Source organism: Amycolatopsis sp. NPDC049252, from assembly GCF_043197175.1.
Lineage (GTDB): Bacteria > Actinomycetota > Actinomycetes > Mycobacteriales > Pseudonocardiaceae > Amycolatopsis.
Map to the genome: position 1 here is coordinate 1 of NZ_JBICSQ010000088.1, position 13,025 is coordinate 13,025.

Genomic DNA, 13,025 nt, shown 5'->3' on the forward strand with positions numbered 1-13,025 from the left:
TGGGCATCACCGACGTCGTCGAAATCGGACCCCACCCCACCCTCACCCCCCTCCTCGACCACACCGGCCTCACCACCCACACCCTGCTCCGCCGCGACACCCACACCACCGAGCAGGTTCTCACCACCGCCGCCGCTCTCTGGACCCGCGGCGCCGGCAAACCCCACCACCTCATCCCACGAACCGCCTCCCAAACAGCCCCGACGTACCCCTTCCAGCACCGTCACTACTGGCTCCACCCCACCCCCGGAAACACCCGGCACGGCCACCCGCTCCTGCGCGCGACCCTCACCCACGCCACCACCGGCCAGCACATCCTCACCGGCGCCCTCTCCACGACGACGCACTCCTGGCTCGCCGACCACACCATGCTCGGCACCACCCTCCTGCCCGGCACCGCCCTCCTCGACCTCGCCCTCACCGCCGGTCGTGCGGTGGCGTTGCCGCGCGTGGACGAGCTGACGTTCGAGGCGCCCTTACCGCTGCGCGAAGGCCAGGAAGTCCACGTCCAGGTCATCGTCGACGAACCCGACGACACCGGCCGCCGCCCCGTCTCGATCCACTCCGCGCCCGGCGACGGCCCCTGGACCCGCCACGCCACCGGATTCCTCGCCGCCGACACCGCTCCGGGCGACCCGCTCGTCACCTGGCCGCCCGCCGGCGCGGCCGAAGTGGACATCGACGGCCTCTACGACCGGCTGGGCGACCAGGGCTACGGCTACGGCGAGCGCTTCCGTGGCCTGCGGGCCGCGTGGCGGCAGGGCGGCAAGCTCTTCGCGGAGGTCGAGCTGCTCGAGGAGGAGAGCGGCTACCTGCTCGCGCCGCCCCTGCTCGACTCGGCCTTGCACACCCTCCTCCTCGACACGGCCGGCGATCCGGCCGGACGGCTCCGCCTGCCGTTCGCCTGGAGCGGTGTGTCCGTGTCCGGCACCGCCGGAAGCGCGCTGCGGGCCCGGTTCGAGCCGGCCGACGGCGGCTACGCGGTCACCATCGCCGACGAGAACGGCCTGCCGGTCGCGACCGTGGACACCCTGGCCCTGCGGAACGTCGAGGCCGCGCAGCTCGGCCGTCCTCTCGACGCGCTGTTCACGATCGGGTGGCGGCCCGGGGAAGCCGGCGGTGCGGCGCCCGACCACGTCGTCGTGCCGGTGGACTCGGTCGCCGAGGCACTCACGGCGCTCCAGAGCCACCCCGACGAGGGCCCGAAGCTCGCCCTGCTGCTCTCCGCCGGCCGTCCGACCGGCGTGCCCGGTCTCGTCCGTTCGGCGACGCTGGAGCACCCCGGCCGGTTCGTGCTCCTCGACTCCGACGGTTCCGTGCCGGTGGCGGACGCCCTCGCCGCGCTGGGCGACGAGCCCGAGGGCCGCGTCCGGAACGGCGTCGTCGAGGTGCCTCGCCTGGAACGCGCCGAGCCGGCGGAACCGCCCGCCTGGACCGGGGGCGCGCTGCTGATCACCGGTGGGCTCGGTGGGCTCGGCGGTGTCGTCGCCCGCCACGCCGTGACCTCCTGGGGAGTGCGGGACCTCGTGCTCGTCGGCCGCCGCGGGATGGACACACCCGGTGCCACCGAACTGGTCGCGGACCTGACCGAACTGGGGGCTTCCGTCGTCGTTCGCGGCGCGGACGTGTCCACGAGGGACGGTGTCGCGCAAGCGCTCGACGGTCTGGACGTGCGGGGTGTCGTGCACACGGCCGGAGTCCTCGACGACGCTGTCCTGGCGGAGCAGACGGCCGAACGTGTCGCGCGGGTGTTCGGGCCCAAGGCCGACGGCGCACAGCACCTGCACGAGCTGGCCGGCGACCTGGACCTGTTCGTCACGTTCTCGTCGGTCGCCGGCGTGCTCGGCGGCGCGGGCCAGGCGAACTACGCCGCGGCCAACAGCTTCCTCGACGAGCTGGCCGTCCTCCGCCAAGCGCGGGGATTGCCCGCGACCTCCATCGCGTGGGGACTCTGGGCCGAAGGCGGGATGGGCCGTGAGCTGAGTGACGCCCACCGGGACCGCCTCGCCGCCCGCGGCATCGCGCCACTGTCCACAAGGGACGTCCAAAGGCTGCTCGACCAGGTCGTCGCCGGAGGGAGCGCCACCGTGCTCGCCGCGCGCCTCGACACCCGGGCGCTGCGCAAGCAGGCCGGCGCCGGAGCCCTGCCGCCGCTGCTGTCCGGCCTGGTGCCGGCTCGGCCGGCGCGCGCCGGTTCGCGGGTGGATCGGCTCGCCGGGCTCGACGCGGGGGAGCGGGCCGCCTTGCTGGCCGGAGTCGTGCACGCCGAGGTCGGGGCCGTGCTGGGCTACGAGCCCGGCCGGAAGGTACCGCCCGGCCGGGCCTTCGTGGACCTCGGCTTCGACTCGCTGACCGCCATCGAGCTGCGCAACCGGCTCACCGCGGCGACCGGCGTACCGCTGTCCCCGACCCTGATCTTCGACTACCCGACCCCGGAGGCGCTCGTCGAGCACCTCGCCGGAACCTTCACCCCGGCGCGGACCGAGGTCACCGTCCCGGCTCCGGTGGACGAACCCGTCGCGATCGTCGGGATCGGCTGCCGGTACCCGGGTGGGGTGCGCTCGCCGGAAGACCTGTGGCGGGTGGTGTCGGAGGGGGTGGACGCGATCACGGAGTTCCCGGCCAACCGTGGCTGGGATCTCGAGAACCTGTTCGACCCGGACCCCGACCACCCGGGCACCGTGACCTCCCGGCAGGGCGGGTTCCTGCACGACGCCGACGAGTTCGACCCGGAGTTCTTCGGGATCAGCCCGCGTGAGGCGCTGGCGATGGATCCGCAGCAGCGGCTGTTGCTGGAGACGACGTGGGAGGCGCTGGAGTACGGCGGGATCGTGCCGTCCACGTTGAAGGGCAGCCGGACCGGGGTCTTCACCGGGATCATGTACAACGACTACGCGTCCCGCCTGCAGCCGATGCCACCCGCGTTCGAGGGCTACCTGACCACCGGCAGCGCCGCCAGCGTGGCCTCCGGCCGGGTCGCCTACACCTTCGGCTTCGAGGGCCCGGCGGTCAGCGTGGACACGGCGTGTTCGTCGTCGCTGGTGGCGTTGCACCTGGCGGGACAGGCGCTGCGGCAGGGGGAGTGCGATCTGGCGGTGGCCGGCGGCGTCACCGTGATGGCCACGCCCACGACGTTCGTCGAGTTCTCCCGCCAGCGCGGCCTCGCCTCGGACGGCCGGTGCAAGGCGTTCGGCGACAGCGCCGACGGCACCGGCTGGAGCGAGGGCGCGGGCATGCTGGTGCTGGAGCGGCTATCCGACGCGCATCGCAACGGGCACACCGTGCTCGGCCTCATCCGGGGCTCCGCGACCAACCAGGACGGTGCCTCCAACGGCCTCACCGCCCCGAACGGCCCGTCGCAGCAGCGGGTCCTCCGTGCCGCGCTCGCCAATGCGAACCTCACCGCGTCCGATGTGGACGTCGTCGAGGCGCACGGCACCGGCACCCGGCTCGGCGACCCGATCGAAGCCCAGGCCCTGCAGGCGGTCTACGGCGCGGCACATGCGCCGGAGTCGCCGCTGTGGCTGGGCGCGCTGAAGTCGAACTTCGGCCACACCCAGGCGGCGGCGGGGGTAGGTGGCGTGATCAAGATGCTCATGGCGATGCGGCACGGCGTGCTGCCGCCCACCCTGCACGCCGATCCGCCCTCGGCGCACATCAGCTGGGACGGCACGGTCAGCCTGCTGACCGAGGCCCGCGAATGGGCACCCGAGGGACCGCGCCGGGCCGGGGTGTCGTCGTTCGGCATCAGTGGCACCAACGCGCATCTGGTGCTGGAGGAAGCTCCGGTGTCTGATGTGGACGGTGCCGTGGGTGTGGTGCCGTGGGTGTTGTCGGGTCGTTCCGCTGGTGCGGTGGTGGCGGTTGCCGAGCGTCTGGCCGAGGCCGGTCCGGATGTGGTGGGCACGGCTCGGATGCTGGCGTTGGGCCGGGCGGAGTTCGAGTTCCGGGCTGTGGTGGTGGGTGAGTCCCGTGGTGAGATGCGCCGGGGTTTGTCGGGTGTGGTGGCCGAGCGGGTGCGGGAAGTGGGGAAGCTCGCGGTGGCGTTCACCGGTCAGGGGTCGCAGTGGGTCGGAATGGGCCAGGCTCTGTACGACACGTATCCGGTGTTCGCGGAGACCGTGGACCGGTTGTCGGCGAAGTTCGGGTTGGTGGATGATCCGGAGTCGGTGCATCGGACAAGGTGGGCCCAGCCTGCGTTGTTCACCCTCGAGGTGGCGCTGTACCGGCTGCTGGGTGTCCAGCCGGATGTCCTGATCGGACATTCGCTGGGTGAGATCACGGCCGCCCACGTAGCGGGCGTTCTCGATGAAGACGACGCGGTGCGGTTGGTGACGGCGCGCGCCGAGCTGATGGATTCGATCACGACTCCCGGCGGAATGGTGGTCGTCGAAGGTGCCGAGGAGGAGGTTCGCGGGCTGCTGACGCCGGGTTTGTCGATCGCGGCGGTGAACACGCCGCGTTCGGTGGTGGTGTCGGGTGATCTTGCGGAGATCGAAGCCCTGGAAGGCAAGCGTCTCCGGGTGTCGCACGCGTTCCACTCGGCGCATCTCGACCCCGTCCTCGAGCGGTTCGCCGCGGTCGCGCGGGAGCTGACGTATCACGAGCCGCAGATTCCGATCGTCTCGAACTTGACCGGCGAGGTCACCACGGATCTGACCGATCCGCGGCATTGGGTGGATCACGTCCGAGAGACGGTGCGTTTCGCCGATGGTGTGGCGACGTTGGCGGGGTTGGGTGTTACGCATGTGGTGGAGGTGGGTCCGCATCCGGCGTTGACGCCGATGGTGGAGCAGTGTGCTCCGGGTTTGGCGGTGGCCGGGGTTCTGCGGCGTGATACCGATGATCGGCGGGCGTTGTTCGCCGGGCTTGGTCGCTTGTGGACGATGGGGATGGAGATCGACTGGGACCGGTTCCTGCCGGCGGCCGCACCCAGCCGGGTGCCGGCGTATCCCTTCCAGCGCAGCCGGTACTGGCTCGATGCCACCCTCACCGATCCGTCCGGCCACCCCGTCGCGGGCCGGGCCACCCTGCTGGCCGACAGCTCCGGCGTCGTGCTGTCCACCCGGTTGGCGCGCGGCTCGGTCCCGTGGTTCGCCGAGCACCGCATCGGCGACGAGATCGTCCTGCCCGGCGTCGCCGTGCTCGACGTCGCCCTGCACGCCGGGCTGCGGATCGGGTGCGGCCGGGTCGAGGAGCTGGTCCTGCGCAGCCCGCTCCTCATCCCGGAAACCGGCGCGCTCGACGTGCAATTCGTCGTCCGCGAGCCCGATGACGCCGGCCGCCGCCGGTTCACCCTGCACTCGCGCCCCGCGGCCGACGAGGCCGCCTGGACCCTGCACGCCACCGGCACCCTCGCCCCTGCCGCGACCGCGGTGCGCGAGGAGTTGCGGACCTGGCCGCCCGAGGCCGAGCCGGTGGACGTTTCCACGCTGTACGACGGCATGGCCGATCTCGGGTACGGCTACGGCGAGCTGTTCCGCGGCGTGCGGGCGGTCTGGCGGTCCGGCGGCGACCTCTACGCCGAAGTGGAGCTACCCGAGCAGTCCGATGTGGACCGGTACGCCCTGCACCCGGCCCTGCTGGACGCGGCGCTGCACCCGCTCGCCCTCGACGTGCTGCGAGCCGGTGCGGACACTCTGCTCCTGCCGTTCTCCTGGCAGGGCGCGACCCTCTCGGCGACGGGGGCGACGGCGCTGCGTGTGCGGCTCGCCAAGACCGGCCCGGACACGGTGGAGCTCACCGCGGCCGACCCCGCCGGAGCCGAGGTGCTGCACGTCGAAGCCCTGACCGTCCGGCCGGCGAAACCCGGCCGGCCCGCCACCCGCGACCTGCTCTACGCCCTGGAGTGGGAACCGGCCACGGCGGACGGCACCGCCGAGGCCGTCGCGGTCGTCGGCTCGCACGCCGCGATCCCGGCGCTCGAAGCGGAGGGGATCGGGGTCGAAGAGATCGCCGACCTGGACCAGACCGCCGGCCCGTTGACCTTGCTGCCCTGGACTCCGGTCGACGACCCCGAGGAGGAGCTGAACCGGCTCCTGCCCGTCCTCCAGCGCTGGGCCGGCCGCTCGGAGGGCACGCTCGTCCTGCTCGTCGGCGACGACGCGGGCGTCCTCCGGGGCGCCGTCCGCTCGGCGGTGACCGAGCAGCCGGGCCGGTTCGCCGTGCTCGAATGGGACGGCGGTCCCGGCCTCGCGGCCGCACTCGGCGTCGAGCCGGACGTCCGGGTGCGCGGCGGGGTCGTCGAAGTGCCCCGGCTCGTCCGGGTGGACGAGGAACCGGCGCCGGTCGAGTGGCGGGGCGGCGTGCTGGTCATCACCGGTGGCACCGGCGGCCTCGGCGCCGAAGTCGCCCGGCACTTCGTGCGGACGCACGGAGTCCGCGACCTGCTGCTGCTCAACCGACGCGGCCTCGACGCCCCCGGCGCCCCCGAACTGCTCGACGAACTCACCCAAGCCGGCGCCCACGTGCGCATCCAACCCTGCGACCTCACCAACCCCCACGACCTCGCCACCACCCTCCACAACCTCGACATCCGAGCAATCATCCACACCGCCGGCGTCCGCCACGACGCCCTCCTCACCGACCAAACCCCAGAAACCACCACCAACGTCCTCGCCCCCAAAACCACCGCCGCCCACCACCTCCACACCCTCACCCGGCACCACGACCTCGACCACTTCATCCTCTTCTCCTCCCTCGCCGCCACCCTCGGCAACCCCGCCCAAACCACCTACGCCGCCGCCAACAACCACCTCAATGCCCTCGCCCGAACCCGCCACGCCCAGGGACTCCCCGCCCTCGCCCTCAACTGGGGACTCTGGGGCGAAGGAGGGATGGCGCAGGACCTGAGCGAGGCCGACCTGGCCCGGCTGGCCGCCCGAGGTGTCGCCCCGCTGTCCACAAAGGACGTCCTGGCCGCGCTGGACGCCGCCATCGGCGGCACGCGCACCGAGGTCGTGGCGGCCCGGTTCGCGATGCCCGCCCTCCGTGAACAGGCGGCGGCCGGAACGCTCGCGCCGGCGTTCCGCACGCTCGTCCCCGCCGTCCGGCGTGCGAACCGGAGCGGCCCGGCCCCGGCCGTGGACGGCTGGGCGGACCGCCTGACCGGGCAGCCCGAGGACCGCCGGCACCAGCTCCTGCTCGACCTCGTGTCCCGGCACGTGGCGGCCGTGCTCGCCTACGAACCGGGCAAGCCGGTCGAAACCGAGCGGGGCCTGCTGGAGCTGGGCTTCGACTCGCTCACCGCCGTCGAGCTGCGCAACCGCCTCGGCGCGGAGGCCGGCCTGACCCTGCCCGCCACGCTCGTGTTCGACCACCCGACCCCGCTCGCCGTCGCCCGCTTCCTGCTCCGGCAGCTGGTACCGGACGCGGCGGACCCGGTGTCGGCCCTGGACCGCGCCGTCAACCAGCTCGAAGCGGCCTTCCGCGCCGACGAGCTGACCGGCGACCACCTCGCCGCCGTCCGCAAGCGCCTCCAGCGGGTGCTCACCGCCGCCGAGGACGAGCCCGAGGTTTCCGACAACGCCACCGACGACGAGCTGTTCGACTTCATCGACCAGCTGGGCGCGTCCTGAGAAGGAGACTCGATGACCACCGAAACCTGCCCGTACGGCCGAGACGGCGAAACCTTCCGCTTCGGCGAGGTCAAGGGCCTGGAGCTGGACCCTCGCTACGCCGCGCTGCGCGACGAGTGCCCCGTCGCGCGGATCACCCCGCCGCACGGCGAGGACGCGTGGCTCCTCACCCGCCACGACGACGTGCGCGAGGTCCTCGCCGACCCCCGCTTCAGCCGCATCACACCGGAGGGACACGACGAGGCGCGCGTCGCCCCGATGCCCATCGGCACCAGCATCATGGGTCTCGACGAGCCGGACCACGGGCGCATCCGCAAGCTCGTCGCGGGCTCGTTCAGCAGCCGCGCGGTCGCGCGCCTGCGTCCCCGGGCACGCCAGGTCGCCGAGGAGCTGCTCGACGAGATGGTGGCCGCCGGCTCGCCCGCCGACCTCATGGCGGCGTTCACCACGCCGTTCTCCGGCATCGTCACCTGTGAGCTGCTGGGCGTGCCCTTCGACGACCGTGGCCGCTTCCAGGACTGGATGCAGGCGTTCTTCGGGCGCAGCGGGCTGCCGCAGGAGGAGGTGCGGGCCCAGCTCGGGCTGCTCAACGACTACCTCACCGAGCTGGTCCGCGCGCGCCGCGGGCAGGAGGGCGGCGACCTGATCACCGCCGTGGTCCGTGCCGCCGACGAGGAGGGCACGTGCACCGAGGCCGAGGTCGTGGAGCTGGTCTACACCCTGCTCATCGGCGGCTACGAGACGCCGGGCTCCCAGCTGGCGTCTTCGCTGTTCGTGCTGCTGCAGCACCCCGAGCAGGCGGACCTGCTGCGCCACCGGCCCGAGCTGATGCCGCGGGCCGTGGAGGAGTTGCTGCGTTTCGTGCCGCTCATCGCCTACACCGGGTTCGCCCGCTACGCGACCGAGGACGTCACCGTCCGCGGGGTCACCGTCCGGGCGGGCGAAGCCGTGCTGCCCGGTATTCCCGCCGCGAACCGCGACCCGGAGGTGTTTCCCGCACCCGAGGAGTTCGACATCACGCGCGGCGACAACCCGCACCTGTCCTTCGGACACGGCACCCATTTCTGCACCGGCGCCGCGCTGGCCCGGATGGAGCTGCAGGAAGCGCTTTCCGCGCTGCTCGTCCGTTTTCCGAAGCTCCGCATCGCCGGCGACGCCGAGAGGCTCGGGTGGGCGCCTGGCACCCAGATCCGCAGTCTCGTCGAACTGCCCGTCGCATGGTGAGGTCCGGACGGACGAACTGCTGCGGCCGGGCCGCGGTGTCATGTCCGACCCGGACGATACTGAGATGGTTACCGTGCTTTCGTGCATGAACTGTCGGAGAACGTGCGCTGGTCGGCAGCACCGACGACGAGCACGAGATCACCGAGCGGCTCGCGGAGCGGTTGTCCGCGCTGCCGGCCATCGACTACCGGATCCCACCCGACATCCTACGGCCGTCGAGCGAGCACCATGTCAACTGCCCGCTCCACATCGCTCCCGACAACAGAACGGAACCTTGACGTTCAGTGCAAAGGTCTTGTCGAACTCTGCCTCGGTGGCCATTCTCGGGCACGACCTGTTCGGCTCTCCGCTCATGACGTCCGAGCGCGGTCCGGTCTTCAGATCAGTCGTTCGCAGTCTGACCTCACTGGTAAAACTGGGTTGCTCAACTCATAGTACCTGCTAGCATGGGTTCATGGTCAACGAGACGAGTGGCCGGCCGAGGCTCACCGCCAAGGGAGCACGCACCCGGGCGCGGATAGTGGAGGAGGCCGCCGCCCTGATCCATGAGCGCGGGGTCGCGGACACCACCTTGGAAGACGTCAAGGTGGCGGCGGAGGTGAGTGGCTCTCAGATGTACCACTACTTCCCCGACAAGAACGACCTCGTGCAGGCGGTCATCGACTACCATGCCGACGCCATCGTCGGTCGCAACCGGCAGGCCCTCGGCAGCGCGAACGGAGTCGAGGTTTGGCGGAAGATGGTGATCGCCGCGGCGAAGCGCACCAAGGCAAAGGGGGGCTGCGCACTCGGCTCGCTCGTTGGTCAACTGGCCGAGAATGACCCCGAGGCCCGGGCGCTCATCGCGGCAGGGTTCGATCAGTGGGCAGCGGCCATCGGCGATGGACTACGGTCCCTGCATGCCGAGGGGAAACTCCCATCCGACGTTGACCCGGACGACCTCGCCATTACCCTGCTCGCCACGCTCGAAGGAGGGCTTCTGCTCTCCCAGGCGCACCGGAGTAGCCGTCCGTTGGAAACCGCGGTCAACACCCTCCTTGCTCTGACCGTCGGGAGATGAGCCCAGGACGGGTTCGTTCACGGCCATCGCCGAGGTCGGCTCACGGATTTTTGGATAGGGCGGTTGCCTGGGCGTGGGCCCGTCTGCTCAAGGCAGACGAAATTTTGAGATCACGTTCACGTCGACGGGCGACGGCACAACGGGTACGGAGATTCAGCTGTCCGGCCTGAGCGCGGACGATGCTGCCTTCTGTCCGCAACTGTTGGAGCGCTACCTTGACCGGATCGCAGCTGCCGTCGCCGGCGCCGAACCGGTGCACTTCCCGGCAACCGACTCGGGGACCTCACCTCCGCCGCCAATCTGCGGCTCGCCAGGTCGCCTCCATGCAATCCACCGGAGCTGAGCCGCGCTAGGCGCGAAGGCGTCCGATGTTGCCGAACTCGGTTTGTCGTCGGTTATTGACGGCGGCATTCGCTGCGCCCTGAACGTCTTCGAGGGTGGTGCCGGCCACGCCGTGCGGGATGGATTAAGTGGGCGGACGCCGCAACGACTCGGGCCGGGCGCGTTCTCCCGTGGCGGTGACGCCACGATCAGGTTCTGAGTTTGACAGCCCACTTTGGGGCTGACAGAGTGGGTTACGCAACTCACTCCTGCTGCGCGTCTTTCGAGGAGAGAACATGAGCAAGTTCGATGCTCAATTCGCCGGTCGGCTGGACGGACAGACCGTGCTGGTCACCGGCGCCGCCGGCAGTATCGGCTACGAAACAGCCCAGGGCATCGGGAACAGCGGAGCGACCGTGCTGGTGCACGCCCGCGCGGCCGACCACGCCCGACGCGCTGCCGACCTGCTGGTCACCAACGGCAACGGCAACGGCAACGGCCGGTACCTGGCCGTTGCCGGAGACCTCGGATCGTTGGCCGGTGTTCGGGGGCTGGTCGACGCTGTGCACGAGGCCGCGCCGAAGGGACTCAACGGACTGGTCAACAACGCGGGCGCCGCGTTCGCCGGCAAGGCACTGTCACCCGACGGGTACGAGCGGACCATCGCCATCAATCACGTCGCGCTGGCGGCCCTGACCGACGGGCTGCTCGACCTGCTCGGGAAGGGCGCTGATGGTGTTGCCGCGCCCTCGCGGGTCGTCAACATGACCGCCCTGGTCGAGTCGCGGGGCAACCCGATCACCGACTGGAGCTACCCGGGTAGGTACAAGCAGATCCAAGCCTACGCCGACGCCAAACTGCTGGCCCTGATGTACACCTACGCCCAAGCTCGCCGCCACGAAGGCGAGGGCCTGACGTTCAACGCAGTCAGCCCGGGCGCGGTCAAAACCAGTCTCGGCAGCAAAGCCGGCGGGCCGTTCAAAATGATCGAGGTGTTGACCAATCCGTTTCTCCCGCGTCCGGAGAAGGGGTCACGCGGCTGCGTGCGGCTGATGGCCGATCCGGGGCTCGCGACCGCGACCGGGGGCTACTACAGCTCCGCGGAGTTGAAGAAGTCCTCGAAGCAGTCCCAGGACGTCGATGCCCAGGAACGCATCTACGCCCAGACCGAACGAGAATTGCGCGCCCACCCCTGAGCCGGCGGTCACCCGCCGACGACGAGCTCACCCAAGGCCCAGTCCATGACGGGGCGGCACTCGCCCCGCCCACATCACCTGTAGGAGTGGCGTCGTGGCGGAATTTCCCGTCCCGGCCGAGGGCATCATGCTCACCCATTTTCCTCGTCTCCGACGATGTCGACCGCTCGCGGGCCTTCTACACCGAGGTGCTCGGTGGCGAGGCGCTGACGGAGGGCGACCGACGATCGTGGCGCTGGCCAACAGCGGGATCATCATCAACACCGGCGGCGGCCCCACGGACGACAAACCCTCGATCACGCTCGAGGCCCCGCACGATCCGGACCGGGTCAGCGCGTTCCTGAACATCCGTGTTGCCGACATCGCCGCAGATCTGCTGCTACCTGCGTGACCCCGACGGTCACCTCATCGAGGTCGGGCAGAGCCGGCGCTGAGTGCCCATCCCCGCCATCACTCCTGACACCCGGAGTTGGATATGCAGGACAAATGATTGCCGTCACTCGTACTTCAGCCGGGGATGTTGACCTTGGCTGAGCTGCGGGGTGATGCGCTGCGGGAGCGACACACACCGACCACCGCGCGGGGTCGCGCGACCCGAGAGCGCATCCTCGATGCGGCCGCGGGCCTGATCCTGCAGCGCGGCGTCGCGGCGGTGACGCTGGACGAAGTCGAACGCGCCGCGGAAGTCGGCCGCAGCCGGCTCTACCACTACTTCGACGACCGGGACGATGTCATTCGCTCGGTGGTTCGTGCCACCGTGGACACGGTGTTGGCCGCGCAGGAACCGCTGCTTCAGGAAGTCGGCTCGCTGGCCGGTATCGACCGCTGGTTCGACGCGATCGTGGCCAACGGGACGCGGCAGGACGCCGGTGGGCGGCTGCGCGATCGGCTCGTTGGCCGCCCAGCTCAGCGGCCAGGACGACCCCACCCGACAGGTGTTCGTGGACGCCTTTGAGCGCTGGGAGGCGCCGCTCATCGCGTGCCTGCGCCCGGACGTGGATGTGACCGAGCTGGCCCACCTCACCATGGCCGCAATCCAAGGCGGCCTCCTGCTGGCTCAGATCCGCCGGACACCGGACCAGCTCCGTCTCGCCCTGCGCGGCGCGCGGGCAGCGCTGGAAGACGCGCTCACCTCTCTGCCCTGAACGCGGTCCCCTGCCGCTCGGTGCAGGTGACCATCCGTCCGTCCTCGGGACCGAGCGCCGGCGCCGGCCCCGCCCATGCCACCTCGACGATTCGGGGTGCTGCCCCCGGGGCGGCACGGCCAGCAGAGCGCCGGTGATCGCCGCATCACGAGCAACCTCAATTCAGCGCTGGTCCAGGTGGAGCGGTTCGCTGAGAATTCCGGTGTGCGGGGTCGGTGCGCCGGTCGAGCGCGCCACGCAGTTGGTTGAGGGGTAGCGGTCGCGGAAGTCGTTGCGGCTGGCGTGCTGCAAGTCTCAGGCGGATCAGCGAAAGTGCACCGCCCCCGGCCATTTTCGTGCCGTCCCCAATGCCACGAGCTGGTTGGTGACCCCGAGGGGGTCGAGCACCTCCAACGTCCGGCGGCTGGATGCCGTTGCCACGCGGACCTGGGAACGGCGCCGGCGCACTGTCCAGCACTGTTACTCGGCGGCCCCGCCGAGCCAGCTCGCCCGCCATCACCAA

At 71.0% G+C, this 13,025-nt stretch carries 8 protein-coding genes and 1 pseudogene; 7 read left to right on the forward strand and 2 right to left on the reverse strand.

The annotated features are described in order from the left end of the window. A pseudogene (locus tag ACGFMK_RS42195) lies at nucleotides 1-227 on the reverse strand (hypothetical protein); the annotation flags it as partial. Between the two features lie 48 nt (nucleotides 228-275). Between ACGFMK_RS42195 and ACGFMK_RS42200 the strand changes: the two are divergent. The 7 genes from ACGFMK_RS42200 (at nucleotide 276) to ACGFMK_RS42230 (ending at nucleotide 12,523) form a co-directional block, all read left to right on the forward strand. Beyond that, on the forward strand, nucleotides 276-7,577 hold the full coding sequence (locus ACGFMK_RS42200; protein ID WP_392775466.1) for an SDR family NAD(P)-dependent oxidoreductase: 7,302 nt from the start codon (nucleotides 276-278) through the stop codon (nucleotides 7,575-7,577). Between the two features lie 12 nt (nucleotides 7,578-7,589). Further along, the gene (locus ACGFMK_RS42205) at nucleotides 7,590-8,801 is read left to right on the forward strand and encodes a cytochrome P450 (RefSeq protein WP_392775399.1); all 1,212 of its coding nucleotides are present in this window, start codon (nucleotides 7,590-7,592) and stop codon (nucleotides 8,799-8,801) included. A gap of 454 nt (nucleotides 8,802-9,255) precedes the next feature. Next, the gene (locus ACGFMK_RS42210) at nucleotides 9,256-9,861 is read left to right on the forward strand and encodes a TetR/AcrR family transcriptional regulator (RefSeq protein ID WP_392775402.1); all 606 of its coding nucleotides are present in this window, start codon (nucleotides 9,256-9,258) and stop codon (nucleotides 9,859-9,861) included. Between the two features lie 617 nt (nucleotides 9,862-10,478). Continuing rightward, the gene (locus tag ACGFMK_RS42215) at nucleotides 10,479-11,378 is read left to right on the forward strand and encodes an SDR family NAD(P)-dependent oxidoreductase (protein ID WP_392775404.1); all 900 of its coding nucleotides are present in this window, start codon (nucleotides 10,479-10,481) and stop codon (nucleotides 11,376-11,378) included. Nucleotides 11,379-11,607: 229 nt separating this feature from the next. Next, nucleotides 11,608-11,769 carry a hypothetical protein gene (locus ACGFMK_RS42220; RefSeq protein WP_392775407.1) on the forward strand — a complete coding sequence of 54 codons (162 nt, stop codon included), beginning with the start codon at nucleotides 11,608-11,610 and terminating at the stop codon, nucleotides 11,767-11,769. Nucleotides 11,770-11,904: 135 nt separating this feature from the next. Further along, nucleotides 11,905-12,333 carry a TetR/AcrR family transcriptional regulator gene (locus tag ACGFMK_RS42225; RefSeq protein ID WP_392775410.1) on the forward strand — a complete coding sequence of 143 codons (429 nt, stop codon included), beginning with the start codon at nucleotides 11,905-11,907 and terminating at the stop codon, nucleotides 12,331-12,333. Then, the gene (locus tag ACGFMK_RS42230; protein WP_392775412.1) at nucleotides 12,248-12,523 is read left to right on the forward strand and encodes a TetR family transcriptional regulator C-terminal domain-containing protein; all 276 of its coding nucleotides are present in this window, start codon (nucleotides 12,248-12,250) and stop codon (nucleotides 12,521-12,523) included. The genes ACGFMK_RS42225 and ACGFMK_RS42230 overlap by 86 nt, the downstream gene beginning before the upstream one ends. Before the next feature lie 157 nt (nucleotides 12,524-12,680). Here the strand turns inward: ACGFMK_RS42230 and ACGFMK_RS42235 are convergent, their stop codons facing one another. Then, a complete protein-coding gene (locus ACGFMK_RS42235) occupies nucleotides 12,681-13,019 on the reverse strand; it encodes a hypothetical protein (RefSeq protein ID WP_392775415.1) in 339 nt (112 codons plus the stop codon). Nucleotides 13,020-13,025 lie beyond the last annotated feature (6 nt).